General features: G+C 68.6%; 18 protein-coding genes and 2 pseudogenes. 18 read left to right on the top strand and 2 right to left on the bottom strand.

Features of this window, described 5'->3' with window-relative positions:
* Window positions 1–561 precede the first annotated feature (561 nt).
* Entirely contained in the window at window positions 562–1,908 is a 1,347-nt protein-coding gene (locus ACOOHF_RS17130; protein WP_420462631.1) for a cytochrome-c peroxidase, read from the top strand.
* A 308-nt stretch (window positions 1,909–2,216) separates the two neighbouring features.
* On the opposite strand, the pseudogene ACOOHF_RS17125 reads toward ACOOHF_RS17130, so the two are convergent.
* Window positions 2,217–2,702 (bottom strand): annotated as a pseudogene (locus tag ACOOHF_RS17125) (CARDB domain-containing protein); the annotation flags it as partial.
* On the opposite strand from ACOOHF_RS17125, the pseudogene ACOOHF_RS17120 reads away from it, so the two are divergent.
* From ACOOHF_RS17120 to ACOOHF_RS17060, 13 genes and pseudogenes are all read left to right on the top strand, one after another.
* Window positions 2,650–2,937 (top strand): annotated as a pseudogene (locus ACOOHF_RS17120) (IS30 family transposase); the annotation flags it as partial. The pseudogenes ACOOHF_RS17125 and ACOOHF_RS17120 overlap by 53 nt on opposite strands.
* A gap of 138 nt (window positions 2,938–3,075) precedes the next feature.
* Window positions 3,076–4,158 (top strand): dipeptidase, encoded by a 1,083-nt coding sequence (locus ACOOHF_RS17115; protein ID WP_420462630.1) that lies wholly within the window; start codon window positions 3,076–3,078, stop codon window positions 4,156–4,158.
* Window positions 4,159–4,160: 2 nt separating this feature from the next.
* Window positions 4,161–5,615, top strand: coding sequence for an amidohydrolase family protein (locus tag ACOOHF_RS17110; RefSeq protein WP_420462629.1), 1,455 nt, complete (start codon window positions 4,161–4,163; stop codon window positions 5,613–5,615).
* 78 nt (window positions 5,616–5,693) lie between these two features.
* Window positions 5,694–6,860: a 6-bladed beta-propeller gene (locus tag ACOOHF_RS17105; protein WP_420462628.1), complete on the top strand. Its 1,167-nt coding sequence runs from the start codon at window positions 5,694–5,696 to the stop codon at window positions 6,858–6,860.
* Between the two features lie 493 nt (window positions 6,861–7,353).
* On the top strand, window positions 7,354–7,503 hold the full coding sequence (locus ACOOHF_RS17100) for a hypothetical protein (protein ID WP_420462627.1): 150 nt from the start codon (window positions 7,354–7,356) through the stop codon (window positions 7,501–7,503).
* 163 nt (window positions 7,504–7,666) lie between these two features.
* Window positions 7,667–8,818: a 6-bladed beta-propeller gene (locus tag ACOOHF_RS17095; protein ID WP_420462626.1), complete on the top strand. Its 1,152-nt coding sequence runs from the start codon at window positions 7,667–7,669 to the stop codon at window positions 8,816–8,818.
* 375 nt (window positions 8,819–9,193) lie between these two features.
* Window positions 9,194–9,610 carry a PIN domain-containing protein gene (locus ACOOHF_RS17090; protein WP_420462625.1) on the top strand — a complete coding sequence of 139 codons (417 nt, stop codon included), beginning with the start codon at window positions 9,194–9,196 and terminating at the stop codon, window positions 9,608–9,610.
* Window positions 9,611–10,807: a dicarboxylate/amino acid:cation symporter gene (locus ACOOHF_RS17085; protein ID WP_420462624.1), complete on the top strand. Its 1,197-nt coding sequence runs from the start codon at window positions 9,611–9,613 to the stop codon at window positions 10,805–10,807.
* Window positions 10,808–10,838: 31 nt separating this feature from the next.
* Entirely contained in the window at window positions 10,839–12,050 is a 1,212-nt protein-coding gene (locus ACOOHF_RS17080; protein WP_420462623.1) for an aminotransferase class V-fold PLP-dependent enzyme, read from the top strand.
* The gene (locus ACOOHF_RS17075; protein WP_420462622.1) at window positions 12,047–12,262 is read left to right on the top strand and encodes a type II toxin-antitoxin system HicB family antitoxin; all 216 of its coding nucleotides are present in this window, start codon (window positions 12,047–12,049) and stop codon (window positions 12,260–12,262) included. Before ACOOHF_RS17080 ends, ACOOHF_RS17075 begins: the two co-directional genes overlap by 4 nt.
* A gap of 107 nt (window positions 12,263–12,369) precedes the next feature.
* Window positions 12,370–12,597 (top strand): DUF433 domain-containing protein, encoded by a 228-nt coding sequence (locus ACOOHF_RS17070; protein ID WP_419933640.1) that lies wholly within the window; start codon window positions 12,370–12,372, stop codon window positions 12,595–12,597.
* A gap of 273 nt (window positions 12,598–12,870) precedes the next feature.
* Window positions 12,871–14,553: an amidase gene (locus ACOOHF_RS17065; protein ID WP_420462621.1), complete on the top strand. Its 1,683-nt coding sequence runs from the start codon at window positions 12,871–12,873 to the stop codon at window positions 14,551–14,553.
* Between the two features lie 29 nt (window positions 14,554–14,582).
* Window positions 14,583–15,620 carry a threonine aldolase family protein gene (locus ACOOHF_RS17060; protein WP_420462620.1) on the top strand — a complete coding sequence of 346 codons (1,038 nt, stop codon included), beginning with the start codon at window positions 14,583–14,585 and terminating at the stop codon, window positions 15,618–15,620.
* Between the two features lie 20 nt (window positions 15,621–15,640).
* Here ACOOHF_RS17060 and ACOOHF_RS17055 read toward each other — a convergent pair whose 3' ends face one another.
* Window positions 15,641–16,759 carry an AI-2E family transporter gene (locus ACOOHF_RS17055; protein ID WP_419933636.1) on the bottom strand — a complete coding sequence of 373 codons (1,119 nt, stop codon included), beginning with the start codon at window positions 16,757–16,759 and terminating at the stop codon, window positions 15,641–15,643.
* Window positions 16,760–16,892: 133 nt separating this feature from the next.
* Here ACOOHF_RS17055 and ACOOHF_RS17050 point away from each other — a divergent pair, with 133 nt between their 5' ends.
* From ACOOHF_RS17050 to ACOOHF_RS17035, 4 genes are read left to right on the top strand one after another with little or no spacing between them, the layout of a single operon-like run.
* Window positions 16,893–17,318, top strand: coding sequence for a cobalamin B12-binding domain-containing protein (locus ACOOHF_RS17050; RefSeq protein ID WP_420464392.1), 426 nt, complete (start codon window positions 16,893–16,895; stop codon window positions 17,316–17,318).
* Between the two features lie 10 nt (window positions 17,319–17,328).
* Window positions 17,329–18,939, top strand: coding sequence for an acyl-CoA carboxylase subunit beta (locus tag ACOOHF_RS17045; protein WP_420462619.1), 1,611 nt, complete (start codon window positions 17,329–17,331; stop codon window positions 18,937–18,939).
* The gene (locus ACOOHF_RS17040; RefSeq protein ID WP_420462618.1) at window positions 18,936–20,390 is read left to right on the top strand and encodes an acyclic terpene utilization AtuA family protein; all 1,455 of its coding nucleotides are present in this window, start codon (window positions 18,936–18,938) and stop codon (window positions 20,388–20,390) included. The genes ACOOHF_RS17045 and ACOOHF_RS17040 overlap by 4 nt, the downstream gene beginning before the upstream one ends.
* Window positions 20,387–20,734 carry an AtuA-related protein gene (locus ACOOHF_RS17035; protein WP_420462617.1) on the top strand — a complete coding sequence of 116 codons (348 nt, stop codon included), beginning with the start codon at window positions 20,387–20,389 and terminating at the stop codon, window positions 20,732–20,734. The genes ACOOHF_RS17040 and ACOOHF_RS17035 overlap by 4 nt, the downstream gene beginning before the upstream one ends.
* Window positions 20,735–20,738: the final 4 nt, after the last annotated feature.

Genomic DNA, 20,738 nt, shown 5'->3' with positions numbered 1-20,738 from the left:
GTGCCGGGGTCGGTTACCTCAGCTGCCATGACGAGGAGGCCCTAGAGGAGAAGGGCGGTTCGCCGCATCACCGGAGGGCGGGACCAGGGCTGCAACGAGGAGGCCTGTGACATCTGAGGGACGCCGACGATGGAGACCACGAACCCAAAGCGCATAGCGCGCTGGACGTTTCTCGGTGCGGCCGCCGGCCTCGCGCTCGCGGCCACGGGCTTACCGAGAGGGCTGAGCAGCACAATAGGCCCGGAGGTCCGGTGTCCAACTATTGGGGGTCACTTCACTCTCACGTGAAGTAGTACGTTGATATTGCTTCCGCACCATTCGGATCTGCCTCAAATACATACAATATCAGATCTGTCGTACGCAGTAATTCGTTGTACATTTGGTCGTTACGTTGGATGAATGACGGATCGGGCCAGGGCGTAGCGCTTCGTTGGCGAACCAACGACAAGTCACTTCTCAACACGGAGATCCTCCATGGCAGCGGAAGCCAATCGAACTGTGCCCTCTACCCCCCGAAACATCCGTTCCGCCCTCGCGGCACTCGCGCTATTGAGTTTCTTCATGGCCTGCGAGAACGACACCGTGGCCCCCGACCCGACTGAGCCTCCAGAGGTCGTCCCCTCGGCCCGATCCGAGCTGATCGCCGAAACTCGGCGGCTGGTCCGCGAACGCGGCCTCCATCCCGTCCTCCCTCCCCCTCCCATTGGGCCTGAAATCATCGGGCTCGGGCGCTTCCTCGCCTTCGACAAGATCCTCAGCGGCAACCGCGACGTGTCCTGCATGACCTGCCACCTGCCCGCGATGTCCACCGGCGATGGCAAGTCGCTGCCCATCGGGCCGGGAGCCTCCGGTCTCGGTCCGGAGCGCACACATCCGAACGGCGACTTCACCCTTAGGCACTCGATGGCCTTCTTCAACCTTCATCGAGTGCGCAAGTTCCTGTGGGGAGGCGAGATCGAGGCATTGGCGGGCGGCGGGATCGGCACACCGGCCGGCGACCACCTCACTCCAGGGATGAGAAGCGTGCTGCGATTCGGCAGCGCGTCCGCTCCGGGGCTGTTTCCCGTGAGCGCACCCGAGGAGATGCTGGCCACCGGCAACGAACTCGCCGATGGATTCGGGGAGGATCACAACTTCACGGAACTCTGGTCGCGCCTGATGCTTCGCCTCGGCGAGATCGACGAGTACCGCGATCTCTTCGAGGTCGCCTATCCCGGCACGGACTTCGACGGCATGACCTTCGCGCATGCCTCGAACGCCATCATGGGGTTCATCATCTCGGAGTTCTCCTTCGGCGATTCGCCATGGGACCTCTTCTTGCACGGCGACAACGACCGCCTGACCGACCAGCAACTGCGGGGCGCCATCGACTTCATGACGGTGGGCTGCACCAACTGCCACCAGACGGACATCCTGGATGCCCGGCCCGGCAACGAGTTCCACAATGACGCGCTGGCGCAGTTTGGTCCCGGGAAGGGAGACGGACCCGGCGGCCGCGACGACTTCGGGCGCGAGCGCGTCACGGGCGACCCGGCCGACCGCCGCCGCTTCAAGGTGCCCCCGCTGCGCAATATCGAACTGACCGCGCCCTACGGGCACGTCGGCCAGTTCACGACCCTGCGCGGATTCGTCGAGCACTACAGCAACGTCGACAGCACGCTGTACGCCTACGATATTACGCCGGTGGATCCGCTTCTCCAGCCGACCCTGCTCGACAACTACGACGAGATCCTCGTGACCCGGGACACTCTGCTCCTGCCCATCCGACTGGACGAGGAGACGACCGACAACCTGATCGAGTTCCTCAAGGCGCTCACCGACGAGTCGGCGCGGGACCTGACCCATGTGACGCCCTCACAGGTGCCGAGCGGGCTGTCGGTAGACAGGTTGGGCTCCTCCAACCCGTAGCGTGCGGTCCCGCGCGCTGGTCGAGTCGGATGGTCGCGCTGCCAGACCCGCTCGGGGGCGATCCGAGGAGCCCTTGGCAACGCGGGACCAGCGTCAGCTCTGGGCAGACCCTCGGCCGCCGTCGTCGGCTTCTCCGACATCCTCGTCGAAGCCGAGGCCCCGTCGCCTGCGTTCGTGACCGTCGCCGACAGCGTGAACGATCCGCCCGTCTCCGGACTGGCGTCGTCCACCGAGGGCGATCCGACCTCCAGGTCCAAGTACAGTGTCGGCTCCTGGACGTCGACCCGCACCGAGGCGGAGCAGTTGTTCGTGGCGTCCAACTCCCCGGTGACCGCTTGGACGCACGCCCCGTAGTAGTTGGTGCCGACCGACGCCGGGGCCGTCAGATCGACCGACTCGTCGCTCGTCGCCCCGGCCGCGAGCGCGCCCACGGAGTCGGTGCCGACCTGCGCGTCGGCGCTCGTGATGGTGGCGTCGCTCGACCGGTAGTAGTGCAGCGTCGTCGAAGCGGAGGCCCCGTCGCCCGCGTTCGTGACCGTCGCCGACAGCGTGAACGATCCGCCCGTCCCCGGACTGGCGTCGTCCACCGAGGGCGATCCGACCTCCAGGTCCGGCACCTCGACGTCGACCTGCACCGAGGCGGAGCAGTTGTTCGTGGTGTCCGACTCCCCGGTGACCGCTTGGACGCACGCCCCGTAGTAGTAGGTGCCGGTCGACCAGAGGGCCGTCAGATCGACCGACTCGTCCACCTGGGACCAGGGCAAGGAGATGGCCGAGCACGTCCGCTTCAGCATCGAGAGCGGCGTGCCCGTCTATTTCTGCGATCCGCGCAGCCCCTGGCAACGCGGGACCAGCGAGAACACCAACGGCCTGCTCCGCCAGTACTTCCCCAAGGGTACCGATCTCTCCGCCCACTCACAGGCTGACCTCAATGCCGTCGGCCGACAGCTCAACGGCCGCCCTCGACAAACCCTCGGGTGGATGAAACCATGTGAAGTCTTCGCCGGGACTGTTGCGTTCACCAGTTGAGACCGCCGGAGAAGCCTGTGACATCTGACGGACGCGGGCGTTGACGACCACGAACGCAAGGCGAATAGGGCGGTGGAGTTTTCTCGGCGCCGCTGCCGGCCTCGCGCTCGCGGCCAACGGTGCGCGGGTCGAGTCCGGATGCCCCGGGCAAGGCGCGCCCAGTCCGACCTGTTCGTCATCAACATGCTGCGCGGCATTCGGAACCCCAATCGCAGGGGCTCCCGAGGTCCTTTCGGCGGCGCCCCCGCAGACGGGCCACTCACACTGGACGAGCGGGCGCTCTCCGACGCCCTCGCCTCGGGGACGGCTGCCACAAACACCACGATCGGCTACGTCGCCGGCCCTGAGGATCCGTTCGAGTACTCCGTCGCCGACGTGTCGCGCTGGAACCGGATCATCCGGGCGCACCCCGATGCGCTCCTCAAGGTCTGGGCGGCGAGCGACATCGAACGAGCGGCGCGTGAAGGCAAGGTCGGGATCATCCGGGGCTTCCAGAACGCGGCGATGATGGGCGATGATCCGCAGCGGGTCGCGGTTTTCGCGGGGCTCGGGGTCAAGATCATCCAGCTCACGTACAACGGGCCCAACCAGATCGGCCACGGCTCGATGGTGCCGGAGAACGGCGGGCTCACGGACTTCGGGCGGGATGTCGTCGCCGAACTCAACGCGACCCGGACGCTGGTGGACCTCAGCCACAGCGGCGAGCGAACCTGCCTCGATGCGATCGACGCCACCACCACCCCGGTCGCGATCACCCACACGGGCTGCGGGGCGGTGACGGATCTCCCCCGTAACAAGACGGACCGGGAGTTGCGGCTGGTCGCCGAGGACGGCGGGATCGTGGGAATCTACTTCATGCCCTTCCTCGCGGCCGACGGCATGGCCGTGGCGGAGGATGTCGTGCATCACCTCGAGCACGCGGTGCAGGTGTGCGGCGAGGAACACGTCGGCATCGGCACCGACGGCGGGACCACGGCCGTGGACGATCTCGATGCGGCCTATGAGGCGGCGCGCCGGGAAGTCGAGGCACGGCGCAGGGCGGGAATCAGCGCCGCCGGCGAACGCCCCGGCGTCGTGCCGTTCATCCCCGATCTTCAGGGCCCGGGCCAGTTCCGGAAGCTGGCCGACATGCTCTTGGCGCGCGGGCACACGTTCGAGCGGGTGGAACGGATCCTGGGACTCAACGCGCTGCGCGTCATGCGCGACGTATGGGGGGCATAGCGATGACGAGATCCCGCGGGCTGCTGGCGACGGTCGCGCTCTGCGCGCTGACCGCTCCCCTCGCTGGCCAGTCCCGAAGCGGGGAACCGCCCCGGACTCCGAACGCGGAGTCCCAGACGACCGTCTACGAAGGCGTCTCCGTCCTCGATGGAACGGGCGCCCCGCTGATGCAGGACATGTCGATCGTGGTCCGGGACGGGCGGATCGCGGGGCTCGCCCCGGCGGACGAACTGTCCCTGGACGCCTGGCCCGAGGCGGAGATCGAAGACGCGCGGGGGCTATACGTCATTCCCGGCCTGATCGAGAGCCACACCCACTTGGCCACGCGTGCGGACCGGGCCGCGGCCGAGTTCGAACTCAACCGCTTCATCTACGCGGGCGTCACGACGGTTCGGGACATGGCCGGCGACGCGCGGGCGCTCGCGGAGCTGCAACGGGCGGCGCTGGTCGGCGAGATTGCGTCACCGGACATCCACTATGCCGCCCTGGTCGCGGGCGAGTCCTTCTTCATCGATCCGCGCACGCGGGCCTCGTCGGCGGGAGAGGTGCCGGGGCGCGTCCCGTGGCTCCGGATCGTCGGTCCGGACACCGATCTGGCGCAGACGATCGCCATCGCGCGCGGTACCTGGGCGACGGGGCTCAAGACCTATGCCGCGATCGAAGGTCCTCTCCTCGCACGGATCGCGGCGGAGGCGCGCCGCCAGGGCATCCCGGTCTGGTCCCACACGCACGTCGGCCCGGCCCTTCCGATGGACGTGGCCACGGCCGGAGTCACCTCGATGTCGCATGTGTGCAGTTTGGCCAGCGCCGCGATCCCCGACGAGGTCGTGGCGGAAGCGGTGGCGGGCCGCCGCTCCGGCATGGTCGAGGTGGATCTGGAGGATCCCCGGATCGACGCGGTCCTCGACGAGATGAAGCGCCGCGGCACCGTCCTCGACGCAACGCTGAAGGTCGGCTTCTTTCGCGAGGAGCGGATGGCGGCGCGGGACAGCCTCGCCACGCCACCTGCTCAGAGGACTGTACAGACGCCCGACGGCCCGGCCCCGGATCCCCGCCGCCGCGGCGTACGTGCCGCGTGCAGCGCCGAGGAGGCCGTCGCCCTGACCCGCCGCGCCCACGCGGCCGGTGTTCTGATCTCGACCGGGACCGACGCCCCCGCGGGACCGACCGCCGAGTGGCCGGCGCTCTACGACGAGTTGGGCTTCCTCCACGAACTCGTCGGGATGCCCATGGGAGAGGTCATCCGGGCCGCGACCCGCAACGGCGCCCTGGCCCTGGGCCTCGAAGCGGACATCGGAACGGTCGAGGAAGGGAAGTACGCGAACCTCGTCTTCCTGCGGGAGAATCCAACCACAGGCGTCGCGAGCCTCAAGTCCGTTAGCTTCACCCTCAAGCGCGGCCGCCGCTTCGATCGAAACGAGTTCGAGCCTGGAACCCCGCCCCGCCGCCGGCCGTAGGGAGGGACCACCTGGTTTGCGGCCGCCGCCCACCTTCAGGGGGACGGCCGAGGGTTCGAGCGCGCAAGGAGCTTTGTCATGACCGGAGATTCGATCCGGATCGGGATCTGGGGCGCAGTCCTTTTCTCGACCGCGGCCTGCGCCGGAGGCGACGCGCCCGCGCCGGACGCCGATGTCCCCACCTTCGAGGGGGTGGTGGAGCTCGAGATCGGCGAACTCGAGGGGGAGGACGCCTACCTGTTCAGCCGGATCGCCTCGGTGGCGGCGGACTCACGCGGGCGGATTCTGGTCGCGGACCGGGGGGTGAGCGAGGTCCGCGTCTTCGACCCCGATGGCCTCTTCCTCTTCCGTTTCGGTGGAGAAGGGGACGGCCCCGAAGAGTTCAGGAATCCGTGCTGCCTCGGGTTCTCGCCCGAGGGTCACCTGTGGGTGCGTCAGGAGGCGCGCTACACGGCCTTCGAACTGGGCGACGCGGCCGCCACCTATCTGCGCGTCCAGAGGCGGCTCTTCGGCGGGCAGGGAGGCGACGCCCCCGTCACCTTCGACGCCGAAGGAAGGCTCGTCGACATCGGCTCGCTCCCGAATCCCGGCGACGCGTTCGCCTACGGGCGCGTCCATGTGAACGCCGACGGAAGCGCGGACACCGTCGAACTGCGGGAGCCGGGAGCCGCGGCGGCCGGACACCAGACCGTGGTCGTCGATATGAGCGGGTTCGCGGCAGGCTTCAGCGGCAGCGCCCAGTTGTACCTCTATCAGCCGTTCGGGCCCCTGTGGCAGCACGCGCACGGACCCGGGGGCGCATGGGCCAGCGCCGCGAGTTCCGCCTACGCGGTCGAACTTCACGGCGCCGATGGTTCCGTGATGCACATCACGGGTCCGCCCGGCTTGGGTCCGCCCCTCAGCCCCGAGGAGCGGGAATACGCCCGGAGCCGCCTGGAGCGGGACATGGATCGTGGCAACCTCGACGAACCCGCGTTCGAGATACCGGAAACCAAGGCGCCGCTCGCCGACCTCTTCTTCGATCAGGCGGGGCGGCTGTGGATCGAGAAGTCGGCGCCGGACGGAGCGGAGATGGTTGAGGCGGACGTCTACGAGGGGGCGACCCTCGTCGCGCGCTACCGCTGGCCGAGCCGCGTGGACCCGGGGTCCGTGCCCTGGGCCACGGAGACGGCGCTGTACGGGACGACCACGGACGAACTCGGCGTCCAGCGCACAGCCCGCGTACGTTTCCAGCAGAGGCAGTGATATCTGGCGCCCGCCTCGAAATCCTCAGACCCCCCCCCCGCCACTGACGACGTCAGCGCCTCGAAACCGATCTTTCACGTGACTTTCGCGCCAATCATAGGTTTTGCTACCCATTCATACACTTGCCCTCTTTCTATCGCGCCATAGTGGGGTTCAGATTCAGAAGATCAATCTGAACTGCTCCGATCACGGTCTTCTTCGCCTCCCCCGGGAAGGGCCGTCTTCTCCAGGACCCGAAGAGGGAGCGAAATTGACGACTACGAACAGGCGCATCGGAAGCTGGATCGGTGTCCCGGACTATTCCGACTTTCGACTGTCGCTCGCACCATCGCCATCGAATTCGGCAGGTTGCTTTAATGTCACGGGGTATTGGTTCGCCAGTTCCGACTCCGGCGCGCCCCGCCCCAGGCAATGGCCCACCACGACTCTCCTGCAGTCGGGTATCGTCGAACCTCTATCGCAGTCCATCGAGAGTTATGTCGCGGACATTCGAGTGAGCTTCGCAACGGCCGGAGAAGTCCTTATCAAGGCGGAAGTCCATGACGAGAACGGCAGACTCTTCGGGGAACGATATGTCTACAAGGCGCGCGGCGTGCCGGGAGCGCTCGATGCCGTGGTCCTCGTGATCACCATGGCCCGGTAACGGCTGCGGGGGGGATTGGCGATTGCCGGACCCCTGGACTCCCGTAGTCACGCCGGACTGGGAGCGCTGCCTACCCGCCGATAGGTTCTTCCCTGCGCCTCGCGCGGCCAGCCCGCCGGAATGACGGGCGGACGGGCGGGACAGGCATTCGAGGAGATTGAACATGAGCGGACCACGTTTCCCCGCGATCCACGCCTGCGTCGCCCTGCTGTTTTTCGCTGCGGCCTGTGCCGGGGGCGACGATCCCGCGCCGGTCGCCGACGTCCCCACCTTCGAGGGGACGGTGGACCTCGAGATCGGGGAACTCGAGGGAGACGAACCCTACCTCTTCACCCGGATCTTCTCGGTCGCGGCGGATCCGCTGGGGCGGATTCTCGTCACCGACGTCGGGGCGCACGAGGTGCGGGTCTTCGATCCCGACGGGAACTTTCTCTTTCATCTCGGCGGTGAGGGAGACGGCCCCGGGGAGTTCAGATCTCCATGCTGCGTCGGCTTCTCACCGGAGGGGGAGCTTTGGGTGCGCCAGGAGCCGCGCTTCACCGTATTCGAACTGGAGGACGCCGGGGCGCGCTACGTGCGCACCGTAAGGCGGCTCTTCGCTGGGCAGTTGGGCGGCTACCCCGTCGTCTTCGACGCCGAGGGACGGATCGTCGATGTGGGCCTGCTGCCGGAAGGGAGCGGACAGTTCGTCGAGGCACGCATCCACTTGAGTCCCGACGGGAGCGCGGACACGGTTGAGGTGCGGGAACCCGCGGCGGCGGCGGAAGGGCGAAAGACGGTGGAGTTTGCAAGCGACCGTGGTCGGGGTTTCCTGTACTTCTATCAGCCGTACGGGCCCAGGTGGCTCCAGGCGTACGGTCCCCGGGCCGCGTGGGCGAGCGCCGTGAGTACCGCGTACGAGATAGAACGTCACGGTCCCGATGGCGCCGTCTCGCAGCTTACCGGTCCCTCCGCCCCCGGCCCGGCCCTCAGCCCGGCCGAAGTGGAATCCGCTCGGGAGCGCCTGGAAAGGGACATGGAGAGGGGCAACGTCGACGAACCGCTGTTCGACCTTCCCGAGCGAAAACCGCCGCTGGCCGCGCTCTTCTTCGACCGCGGAGGTAGGCTGTGGGTCCAGAAGACGGCGGCGGGCGGCGCCGAGACGACCGAGGCGGATGTCTACGAGGGGACAACGTTTGTAGCGAGGTACCGCTGGCCCCGCCGCGTTAGGGCGGGTGCGTTGCCCTGGGTCACCGAGACGACGCTCTACGGCACGACGACGGACGAACTCGGCGTCCAGCGCGCGGCCCGCGTCCGCTTCGAACAGAGACCGTGACTCGAGCCAACTCGTCGTAGGTGTACCTCTTCCGGCGCATTGCGCCGCATCATGCGAATCTCTACGCTGTGGAGCACATTAACTGTGAGATTGTGTCCATGAGGAACATCACCGTATCCGTGGATGAAGAGACGCATCGGCTGGCGCGCATCCGGGCCGCGGAGCTGGATACTTCCGTCTCGGCACTTGTGAGGGAGTACCTTGGGAGTCTTGCCACTGCGCATGGCGGTTCGGCTGGATCCACCTCACGGGCCATGGAAACGCCACTCGAACGGAGGCGCAGGCTCTTGAAGGAAGTGCTCCAGGACATTCGTGCCACGAGCGGCGGCTTCCGGGCGTCCGAGAACGTCTCTCGCGCCGAACTCTACGAAGGCCGTGCGGTTCGTTGACACGAACGTCCTGATCTACGCGGTGAGCCCGTCACCCGAGGAGGCGGACAAGCGCCGCGCGGCACACGATCTTCTGTGCCGCGAGGATCTGGCCCTGTCCGTGCAGGTCCTGCAGGAGTTCTATCATCAGGTCACCAGACCCAGCCGCCCGCACCCGCTGACACACGCACAGGCGCTGAGGTTCATCGAAGCGCTCGAGCATTTTCCCGTCCAGAAGATCACGTTCGACCTGTTCCTGGCGGCCGTCGCCATCAGCCGGCGCTTCCAGCTGTCGTACTGGGACGGCGCGATCCTGGCCGCGGCCCGCGCCTTCGGCTGCGATATCCTGTACTCGGAAGACTTGAGCGCCGAACAGGACTACGGCGGTCTGCGAGTGATCAATCCGTTCGCCGAAGTCCGCTGAATGAAGCTCGGTTCGGGCGGGCGCATCCTCATCGGCATGCTCGCCGGCGTCGTCCTGGGCGCGGTCCTCGGCGAACGCGTCGCCGCGATCCAGCCGCTCGGCGACCTCTTCATCACCCTCCTGATCCTGGCCGCCGCCCCCCTCGTCTTCTTCAACCTCCTCGCGGGCCTGACCTCACTCGCGGACACCCGCACCTTGGGTCGGCTCGCCGGGAAGACTCTCGGCTATTTCCTCGCGACGGAACTCATCGCGCTCTCGCTGGGGCTGGGGGCGGCCGCCGTGCTCCGCCCCGGCGACGGGATGCGCCTCACGGGGTCGGCGGCGGAGCAAGTCACGGGGCCGGTGGGGGAGGCGCCCTCCGTGGCGGACGTCCTCCTCGACATGATTCCGACGAATGTGTTCCGGGCGTTCGGCGACGGGAACGTGGTGCAACTGGTCGTCATCGCGCTCCTGCTGGGGGTCGCGACGCTGGCGCTGGGCGACGCTCCCCGCGCGCGCCTCGCCACGCTGTACGAGGATGCGGCGCGTCTCTTCCGGCGTCTCGTCCACATGATCCTGTGGACCGCCCCGATCGGAATCGGAGCCCTCGTCGCGGTCACGGTAGGCCGCTACGGGGCGGAGCTGATCAGCCCCATGGCACGCTTCCTCGCGGGACTGTGGGGCGCGCAACTCGTCATCGTGGGCGGGTACATGCTCCTCCTCAGGTTCTTCAGCGACTACCGTCCCGCGCAGTTCCTGCGGGCGACGGGCTCCCTATGGGCCACGACCGCCGCCACGACGTCCAGCCTCGCCTCGCTCTCGGTCGGGCTGGAGACGGCCCGGCGGCTGGGCCTTCCGCGCGGCGTGTATTCCTTCGCCCTCCCCCTCGGGGCACAACTCAACAAGGACGGGACCGCGGCCATGCTCGGGGCGGTGCTCATCTTCACGGCGCAGGCGGCCGGCGTCTCCTTCTCGCCCGCCGATTTCGTCACCATCCTCCTGCTCGGCCTGCTCCTCTCGGAGGGCTCGGGCGGGGTCCCCGGCGGCGGCTTCGTGATCGCGCTCATCTACGTGCAGGCGCTCAACCTCCCCATCGAGGTCGCGGCGATCGTGGGCGGCATCTACCGTCTGGTGGACATGGGCAACACGACGGTAAACATCATGGGCGACATGGTCGGCGCGTCGCTCGTCGCCCGTTCCGAAGCGAGGCGGACGTGATCCCTCGCCCCGAGATGAACCCCGAGGCGCCATGAATCCGGAAGTCAGAGCCCTTTTCCCCGGCGCGAGCCAGCAGGTCTACCTCGACATCTCGGCGAGTTCCCTGATGCCCAGTCCGGTGATGGCGGCGGCCGTGAGTCACACGGGGCGGCGGGTGCTGGGCCGAGGCGACAAGACCCGGATGCTGGCCACGGCCGAGCGCGCGCGGTCGTCGTTCGCGTCGCTCATCGGGGCGAGCCCGGAAGAGGTCGCGATCACGAAGAACGTCTCCGACGGCCTCAACCTGTTCGGGATGAGCCTCCCATGGCAGGCGGGGGACAACGTCGTTCTGTGTCCCGCGTTGGAGCATCCGAACAACATCTATCTCTGGTACAGCCTCGCCCGCTCGCACGGCATCGAGGTGAGATCGGTCGCGCCGGAGGCTGGCCACATCACGGTCGGGGCGATGGCCGCGGCGATGGACGAACGCACCCGGCTCGTGACGCTCCCCAGCATCACCTTCGCCCCGGGATTCGTGACCGACGTGAGGGCGATCGCGGCGGCGGCCCGGGAGGTCGGGGCCCTGACGCTGGTGGACGCGGCGCAGTCGATCGGCGCCTATCACACCGACGTCGCCGACCTGGGGGTCGACGCGCTCGCCGTCGCGGCGCAGAAGGCCCTTCTCTCGGTGTACGGCTTCGGCTTCCTGTACGTGCGGCGGGAGCTGGCCGAGACGATGACGCCGGTGCACGTGGCGCGATTCGGGATCGAACTCGATGGGGCGCACGAGACGGCGTATTCGGAGGACGAACTCCGCTTCCGCGCGGGGGCGCTCCGCTTCGATGTGGGCAACTACAACTATCTCGGCGCGGCGGCGACGGCCGCGGCGCTGGACCTCCTCTCCGACTGGGGCGTGGAGCGCGTCGAGAACCACGTGCGCGGTCTGGCGGCCGACCTCGCGAGCCGACTCCTGGCCCTCGGCCTCCCGGTGGTCGGGGGACGACCCGGACCCTGCCTGGCGCACATCGTCTCGGTCGGCGAGAGCGGCGGCGGGCGCCACTACACCGCCGACGACCCGGCCATGAACTCGCTCTACGAGCACCTCACCGCGTCCGGCATCCGCCTCGCGATCCGCACGGGCATGCTCCGCTTCTCCATCGGCGTTTACAACGACGAGTCCGACATCAGCCGTGTCGTCGAGGCAACTCAAGCGTGGTGTGCTCGAACAGGTCATGGTCGGGCGGACAGGGAGGAGGCGCTTTGAAGTACGCGATCATCATCGAGAAGACTGACAACGGCTACTCCGGCTACGTCCCCGACCTGCCCGGGTGTGTGTCCGCCGGAGACTCGGTCGAGGAGACGGAAAGGCTACTTCGCGAAGCGGTGCCCTTCCACGTCGAATCGCTTCGAGAACACGGGGACCCCGTTCCGGAGCCTCAGACATCGGGCGCCCTGATCGACGTACCGACTGCCTAAGCGGCACAGGGGGCCACGCCGGGGCGGGATGAGCGGCGAAGATGCTATCTTTCGGACGGTGATGTGCCCGGGAGGTCCAGAGTTGGTTTCGGAGACGGAGTTGCTCCATGCCGAGTTGGGAAGAGTGTGCCGCCGTCGAGCGTGATCCGGGACGGGTCAGCGGTGCTTGGGTGTTCGCAGGAACAAGAGTCCCTGTACGCGCCCTCTTCGAGAACTTGAAGGCGGGTGCTTCGATCGAGCAGTTTCTCGATTGGTTCCAAGGCGTCGAGCGCTGGATGGTCGAGCGCGTCCTTGAACATGAACTCGAAGCGCTGGCCGAGACCCCTGGTTCATGAGGATCCTGTTTGACCAGGGAACTCCCGTACCTCTACGACGACATCTACGAGGCCACGAGGTGGATACCGCCTTCGAACGCGGGTGGTCCGAGCTTCGAAACAGTGCCCTGTTGGAGAAAGCCGAGGAGCACGGCTATCACCTCCTGATCACCACGGATCAAAACCTCCAGTACCAACAGGATCTCTCCGGCCGATCGGAGCCTGAAAATGTCTGCAGATCACGCTAGCGTTCCCCCCGGTACCGCGTCTCGAAGGCTGGACCGCCGCACGTTCATGGCGTCGCTGTCGGCGCTGGGGCTGGGAGGTACCGCGCTCCCCGCGGCGCTGTGGGCGCAAACCAGCGGCGGGCAGGACGCCGTCACCCGGGCGGACATCGCAGCCGCCGTGCGCGTCGCCGGGCTCGACTTCAGCGACGAGGAAGTCGACCTCATGGTGGAGGAAGTGAACGGGATGCGGGAGCGCTACGCCCAACTCCGGGCGATGCGGATGCCGAACTCCGTCGCCCCCGCGCTCCACTTCAACCCCGTGCTCCCGGGAACATCCTACCCGGCGCCATCGGCGTCGACCGTCTTCCGCTACACGCGGCCCCAGGGGCTCGAGCGGCCCGCGAACCTCGAGGAACTGGCCTTCCGCCCGGTGACGGAACTGGCCGAACTCGTCCGCACGCGGCAGGTGACGTCGACCGAACTCACGGAGATGTACCTGGGCCGGCTGCGGGCGCACGGCGACACGTTGCTGGCCGTGATCACGCTCACCGAGGAACTCGCCATGCGGCAGGCGGCGCGCGCCGACGCCGAGATCGCGCGCGGCTACTACCGGGGTCCGCTGCACGGGATTCCGTGGGGGGCGAAGGATCTCCTCTCGGAGGACGAAACCCTCACGACGTGGGGCGCCAAGCCGTACGAGGAGCAGTACATCCCCGAGGATTCCACGGTGGGGCGGAAGCTCGAGGCGGCGGGCGCCGTGCTCCTCGCGAAACTCACCCTGGGGGCGCTGGCGCGGGGAGATGTGTGGTACGGCGGACTGACGCGGAACCCGTGGAACCTCGAGCAGGGGTCGAGCGGGTCCTCGGCCGGCTCCACCGCGACGGTCGTGGCGGGGCTCGTCGGGTTCGCGATCGGAAGCGAGACGCTCGGTTCGATCGTCTCTCCCTCCACCCGCTGCGGCGCCTCCGGCCTCCGGCCCACCTTCGGGCGCGTGAGCCGGGCGGGGGCGATGGCCCTCTCGTGGTCGATGGACAAGCTGGGGCCGATCTGCCGCAGCGTGGAGGACTGCGCCATCGTGCTCGACGCGATCCAGGGCTCGGACGACCAGGATCCGACGGCGCGTGACGTCGCCTTCGGCTGGGATCCGGAGCGGCCGCTCTCCGACCTGCGGGTCGCCTACGTGCCGTCCGCCTTCGAGGAAGAACGGGAGGATGAGGAGTGGAAGGCGTTCGACGAGGCGTCGCTCGAGATCGTGCGCGGGCTCGGGATCGACCCTGTGCCGCTCGAACTTCCCGACGACATCCCCTACGACGCGATGCGGATCATCCTGAGCGCGGAGCAGGGGGCGGCCTTCGACGAGCTGATTCTGAGTGGGCGGGAAGACCTGCTCGTGCTGCAGGAGCCCAACGCGCGGCCCAACATCATGCGGACGGGGCGCATGATCCCCGCATCCGAGTACATCCAGGCGAACCGGGCGCGCACGATCGCCATGCACCGCTTCGCGCAGGTGATGGAGGGGATCGACGTCGTCGTCACGCCGAGTTTCGGGGGATCGATGCTCCTGCTCACGAACCTCACGGGGCACCCCCAAGCCGTGATCCCGAACGGATTTCGTTCGGAGGACGGGACGCCGACGAGCATCTCCTTCGTCGGAGGGCTGTTCGCCGACGCGGAGACGCTGCGGCTCGCGAAGGCGGTCCAGGACGCGACGGACCACCACCTGCAGCGGCCGCCGCTGTTCGCCACGTGAGCGCCGGGGCAGGGAACGGAGCGGTGGCGGTGATCGACCTCCGCAGCGACACGGTGACGCGGCCCACGGAGGCGATGCGGGCGGCCATGGCCGCGGCGCCGGTCGGGGACGACGCGTACGGCGACGACCCGAGCGTCCTCGCGCTCGAGCGCCGGACCGCGGAACTGCTCGGCAAGGAAGACGCGGTCTACGTCCCGACGGGCACCATGAGCAACCAGATCGCGCTCCGGGCGCACACCGAGCCGGGCGACACCGTGCTCATCGGCCCCGGCGCGCACGTCTGGTTCGGGGAGGCCGGTGCGCCGTCGCCGATCTCCGGGGTCGTCGTCCGACCGCTCGAGGGCCCGCGCGGCATGTTCGACGCGGCCACGCTGCGGGCCGCGCTCAACATCGACATGGGACCCGTGCGGGCGCGCATGCAGTCGCCCGTGCGGCTCGTGTGCGCCGAGAACACGCACAACGGCGCGGGCGGCGCCGTGTGGCCCCTCGACCTGCAGCGCCAGATGCTTGCCGCCGCCCGCGAGGCCGGCCTCGCCACCCACCTCGACGGCGCCCGCCTCTGGAACGCGACCGCCGCCACCGGCATCCCCGAGGCGGAGTTCGCCGAAGGCTTCGACACCGTGAACGTCTGCTTCTCGAAGGCGCTCGGCGCCCCGCTGGGCTCGGCGCTGGCCGGCCCCCGCGACCTCATCGAGCGGGCGCGGCGCTTCAAGCAGCTCTACGGCGGCGGCTTCCGCCAGGCCGGCATCGTCGCGGCCGGCGCGCTGTACGCCCTCGAGCACCACCGCGCCCGGTTGCCCGAGGACCACGCCCGGGCCAGGACCCTCGCCCGTGGCCTCGCCGAAATCCCCGGTCTGGAGGTCGATCCGGAGGCCGTGGAGACGAACATCGTCCGCTTCCGGAGCACGGCCGTCACCGCGCCGGAATTCGCGAACCGCTGCCGCGCGCGCGGCGTCCTCCTCAACGCCTACAACCGCACGGACCTGCGCGTGGTCCCCCATCTCCAGACGACGGACGGGGACGTGGAACGCGCTCTGGAGATGTTCCGCGAGGCCGCTGTGGCGTAGAGGGCTTCAGCCTGCTGTCTTCAAGACGCGGCGGGCGGAGGGTCACCGGACCTGCTCATTGCGAGCGCCACCTCCGCATCGATCGCGGACGTAAGCTCGTCCGACCGCTCGGAACCGAGCAGCACTGCGATCCAGCGCGTCGACTCGCTCGTCCCGAGGACGATCCGGAACATCACCGTGAGCGGCACCGACAGCAGCATCCCCACTGGTCCCAGCACCCAGCCCCAGAAGACGAGCGAAGCGAAGACGACGAGCGTGGACAGGCCCACGCTGTAGCCCATCACCCGGGGCTCGACCACGTTGGCCCAGAAGATGTTGATGGCGAGGTAGCCGGCCGCGGCGAGGACCGCCGTGCCGGGCCCGATCTGGAGCCACGCGAGGAGCACCGCCGGCACCGCGGCGAAGAAGGACCCGATGTTGGGCACGTAGTTCAGCAGGAACGCGATCACCCCCCACAGGATCGGGTAGTTGATCCCCAGGAGCGCCGTGAGTCCCATGACGGAAAGGCCGGTCGCGAGGCTGATCACGGTCTTGAGCACGACGTAGCGGCGCACCGCGGTCCCCACCTTCCCGAAGTTGGCGCGCGCCTCGGTCGCCTCCGCCTCGCCGAACGCGACGCGCATCTTGGTCGGGAAGCTCGAGACCTCCAGCAGCATGAAGACCATCGTGAGGATGATCAGGAAGCCGTTGGCGAGTATGAGCCCGAGGTTCTCCACGAGTTGCCGCAGAAAGCCGAGCAGCAAGCTGGGAAGGAATTCGGCGACATCGAACTGGGGCCCCTGGAGTCCGAAACGCGCCAACCACCCGCCGAGCGCCGCCTCCAGCGTCTCGACCTGCTCCGCAAAGAGTCGGTCCAGCTGCGCTTCGGTACTTCCGAGTTCGACGACGCGCGTGCCGAGCAGGCCGCCGATCGTCGTACCCACGGCCAGGATGACGAGGACGAGGCTGAGGACGGCGACGAACTTGGGGACCTTGTGGTCCGTCATCCACCGCAGGGGCGTCGCGCAGAGAAGGGTGAGGAAGAGCGCGAGCACGAAGGATACGAGGAGCGCCGAGGCCGCGCGCATCCCCGCGATGATGATGACGAAGGCCGCCAGGTTGAGAAGAATCCGGTGTACTCGTGTCGCTTCGTCGCGCATGGAACGAGGGTGCGGCAGGGACTCCCTCGAAGCAAGTGGGGCGGCACTCCGATCGTCGTTGCAGGCCGCGCCGTCGCGCCGATACCTTCGACGCGTCCCCGAGTGACCCCGAAGAACCGAGGGAGAACGCTTGATCGAGCGGAAGATCCGGGTGCTCGTCGCGAAGCCGGGCCTGGACGGCCACGACCGCGGCGCGAAGGTGATGGCGGCCGCCCTGCAGGACGCGGGGATGGAGGTCATCTACACCGGACTCCACCAGACGCCCGAGATGATCGCGGCCACGGCGCTGCAGGAAGACGTGGACGTGGTCGCGCTCTCGATCCTCTCCGGGGCCCACATGACGCTCTTTCCGCGGGTGAAGGCGCTGCTCGACGGGCAGGGCCAGGCGGATGTTCTCGTCACCGGGGGCGGGATCATCCCCGGCGAGGACATGGAGGCGCTTCAGGAGAGGGGGGTCGGCCGGCTCTTCGGCCCCGGGACCTCGACCTCCGAGCCCGTCCGGTACATCCGCGCCTGGTTCGAGGAGCACCGGCGCGAAGCGGCCGAGCCGAGGGGATAGCCGCCGACCCGTGAGCGAGAGCCGGATGGGCGCGCTGGTCGAGGAACTGCGCGAACTCGAGGCCCGGATCCAGCGAGGCGGGGGCGAGAAGCGCGTCGCGAGGCAACACGCGCAGGGCAAGCTCACGGCCCGTGAACGGATCGACCTTCTCATCGACGACGGGGGCGGCTTCCTCGAGGTCGGCCTCCTCATCGCGCACGACCGGTACGACGGAAAGGCGCCCGCGGCGGGAGTCGTCACCGGGGTGGGGGAGGTGTGCGGGCGCGAGGTCGTCGTCGTCGCCAACGACCAGACGGTGAAGGCGGGCAGCTGGTGGCCGGAGACGATCACCAAGATTCTCCGCGCCCAGGAGATCGCGATGCGGTGCCGCGTGCCGATCGTGTATCTCGTCGACTCGGCCGGCGTGAACCTCCCGTACCAGGGCGGCGTGTTCCCGGGCCAGTACGGCGCGAGCCGGATCTTCTACTACAACTCGATCATGCGGCACTACCTCGAGGTGCCGCAGATCTCCGCCGTCATGGGCCAGTGCATCGCGGGCGGCGCCTACCTGCCGGCGCTCTCCGACGTGATCGTGATGGTCGAGGGGACGAGCTTCATGGGGCTCGGCGGGCCCAACCTCGTGAAGGGGGCGACGGGGCAGGAGGTCGAGGCGGAGGAACTGGGCGGGGCGCTGATGCACAACCGGGTGAGCGGCGTCGCGCACTATCGGGTGGCGGACGACCCGGCGTGCATCGAGAAGCTGCGCTCGCTGGTGGCGGGGCTCCCGCCCGCGGGCCGTCCGGATCCGGCCGCCGAGCCGCGGGATCCGGCGCGCGCCCCCGAGGAGGTCTACGCGCTCCTCCCCGGCGACCATCGCCAGCCGTTCGACATGGAGGCGGTGCTCGCCACGATCCTCGACGAGGGGCCGTTCGAGGAGTTCCAGGCGGACCACGCGCCGGAGATGCTCACGGGCACGGGCCACCTCGATGGCTTCCGGGTGGGCGTGATCGCGAACCGCCGCGGCATGTTCATGGGGGAGGCGGGTGAACCTCCGAAGTTCGGCGGCATCGTGTATACCGAGAGCGCGGAGAAGGTCGCCTACTTCATGGACCTCTGCGACCGGCACGACACCCCGCTCCTCTTCGTACAGGACGTGAGCGGGTTCATGGTGGGCCCGGAGGCGGAGCAGTCGGGGATCATCCGGGCGGGTGCCCGCATGGTCGAGTCGATGGCGACGGCGCGCGTGCCCAAGCTCGTGCTCACGGTCAACCACGCGAGCGGGGCGGGGTACTACGCGATGGCGGCGCAGGGGTTCGACCCGGACTTCATCTTCACCTGGCCGACGGGACGGATGGCCGTGATGGAGGGGGAGGCCGCCGTGCAGGCCGCCTTCGGCCGCAAGCTGGCGGAAGCGGCGGAGGGCTCCGGCGAAGGGCTGGACGAAGAGACGGCGGCGGCGATCGAACGCACGCGGCAGGATTACGAGCACCAACTCGACGCGAAGTACGCCGCCGCGCGCGGGTTCGTGGACGCGATCCTCACGCCCGAGGACACACGGGCCGCGCTCTCCCTCGCGCTCCGCTGTTCGCTCGGCAACCCGGGCCCCCACCTCGGCCCCTTCACCCTCCCCGACAGCCTGTGACCGAGTCGCTGGCGCTCGAAGCGGACGCGGCCGCGGTGGCGCTCGAGGAGCAGCCGCTCCCGGCGCGGATCGGGCTCGGGGAGGACCGCACGGTGCGGGTGGCCTCGGGGCAGGGGTTCTGGGGCGACTGGCAGGAGGCGCCCAAGCTGCAGGTGCGCCGCGGCGCGATCGACTACCTGATGCTCGACTACCTGGCCGAGATCACGATGTCGATCATGCAGAAGCAGCGGGCCCGCAACCCGGAGGCGGGGTACGCGCGCGACTTCGTCCTCCTCATGGACGACCTCATCGAGGACCTCATCGCCGGCGAGATCCGCGTCGTATCGAACGCCGGCGGCGTGAACCCGGAGGGGTGCCGGAACGAACTGGGGTTCGCGTTCGCCGACCAGTCGCTCCCGCGCCGGCCCCGCGTGGCCGTGATCACGGGTGACGATCTCATGGACTCGCTCGATGACCTCATCGCGGCGGGACACGGGTTGCGCCACATGGAGACGGGCGCCCCGCTCTCCACGGTCCGCGACCGGGTGGCCGCCGCGAACGCGTATCTTGGCGCCGAACCGATCATCGAGGCGCTGGAGCAGGAGGCCGACATCGTCGTCGCCGGCCGCTCGACGGACACCGCGCTCACCTACGCGCCCCTCATGCACGAGTTCGGCTGGGACGCCGACGACTGGGACCGGCTCGCGCACGGAGTCGTCGCCGGGCACATCAACGAATGCGGCTGCCAGGCCTCGGGCGGGAACTCGCTCGTGGACTGGCGAGAGATCGATCTCACCATCCCCGGCTACCCCATCATCGAGGCGGAAGCGGACGGTTCCTTCGTCGTGACGAAACACCCCGGGCTCGGGGGGCGGGTGACCCGGGCCACGGTTACCGAACAACTCGTGTACGAACTCGGGGACCCGCGCGAGTACATCACGCCGGACGTGATCGCCGACTTCTCGACCATCCGGCTTCGGGATCTCGACAGCGACCGGGTGCGGGTCGAGGGCGTAGCCGGCCGGCCCCGCACGGACCAGTTGAAAGTCTCCATTGCCTACCACGCCGGCTACAAGGCGGTGGGCACGCTCACCTACGCGTGGCCGGACGCGGTGGAGAAGGCGCGGCGCGCGGACGAGATCCTGCGCGGGCGCCTCGCGTACCTCGGCCTTGTCTTCGATGAGATCCGCACCGAGTTCGTCGGGGCGGGGGCGTGTCACGGGCCGCTGGCGGGCGAGCCGCCGGAGGACCTGGCCGAGGTTACGCTGCGGGTCGGCGTGCGCGGTCCGGACCGGCACGCGGTGTCCCGCTTCAGCCGCGAGATCGCCCCGCTCATCCTCGCCGGCCCGCCGAGCGTGACGGGGTTCGCGGACGGCCGCCCGAGGGTGCAGGAGGTCGTAGCCTACTGGCCGGCGCTCATCGACCGCGAGGTCGTGGAGCGTCGCGTCCGCGTGGAGACGATCGAGCTGTGAGGGTCCGCCTGGCGGAGGTCGCGTTCGCCCGCTCCGGCGACAAGGGCGACACCGCGAACGTCGGCCTCATCGCGTTCGATGATGCACTGTATCCTATTTTGGAGAAGGAGATTACGGCAGAACGAGTAAGAGATCACTTCAAGGGAATCTGCGAGGGCGAAGTGGAGCGCTTCGAGCTTCCGAACCTGCGCGCGCTCAACTTCCTCCTCCACCGTTCGCTGGGCGGGGGCGGCACGGTGTCGCTCATGCTCGACGCGCAGGGGAAGACGTTCTCCACCGCTCTCCTGAGGATGGAGATCGAGATCCCCGACGAACTCCTGCCCGGGCGTCCGGCAGCGGACTGAGAGA

Source organism: Candidatus Palauibacter sp. (assembly GCF_965216145.1).
In the GTDB taxonomy this organism is placed as follows: Bacteria; Gemmatimonadota; Gemmatimonadetes; order Palauibacterales; family Palauibacteraceae; genus Palauibacter.
Note: the sequence above shows the minus strand (reverse complement) of the source record. Positions and strands in the feature narration are given on the sequence as shown.

Bases quoted from the DNA above. Each gene is read 5' to 3' on its own strand.
- ACOOHF_RS17130 (WP_420462631.1), top strand. From the start codon at position 562: ATGGCCTGCGAGAACGACACCGTGGCCCCCGACCCGACTGAGCCTCCA.
- ACOOHF_RS17095 (WP_420462626.1), top strand. From the start codon at position 7,667: ATGAGCGGACCACGTTTCCCCGCGATCCACGCCTGCGTCGCCCTGCTG.
- ACOOHF_RS17070 (WP_419933640.1), top strand. From the start codon at position 12,370: ATGCCGAGTTGGGAAGAGTGTGCCGCCGTCGAGCGTGATCCGGGACGG.
- ACOOHF_RS17080 (WP_420462623.1), top strand. From the start codon at position 10,839: ATGAATCCGGAAGTCAGAGCCCTTTTCCCCGGCGCGAGCCAGCAGGTC.
- ACOOHF_RS17115 (WP_420462630.1), top strand. From the start codon at position 3,076: ATGCCCCGGGCAAGGCGCGCCCAGTCCGACCTGTTCGTCATCAACATG.
- ACOOHF_RS17105 (WP_420462628.1), top strand. From the start codon at position 5,694: ATGACCGGAGATTCGATCCGGATCGGGATCTGGGGCGCAGTCCTTTTC.
- ACOOHF_RS17055 (WP_419933636.1), bottom strand. From the start codon at position 16,759: ATGCGCGACGAAGCGACACGAGTACACCGGATTCTTCTCAACCTGGCG.
- ACOOHF_RS17110 (WP_420462629.1), top strand. From the start codon at position 4,161: ATGACGAGATCCCGCGGGCTGCTGGCGACGGTCGCGCTCTGCGCGCTG.
- ACOOHF_RS17085 (WP_420462624.1), top strand. From the start codon at position 9,611: ATGAAGCTCGGTTCGGGCGGGCGCATCCTCATCGGCATGCTCGCCGGC.
- ACOOHF_RS17065 (WP_420462621.1), top strand. From the start codon at position 12,871: ATGGCGTCGCTGTCGGCGCTGGGGCTGGGAGGTACCGCGCTCCCCGCG.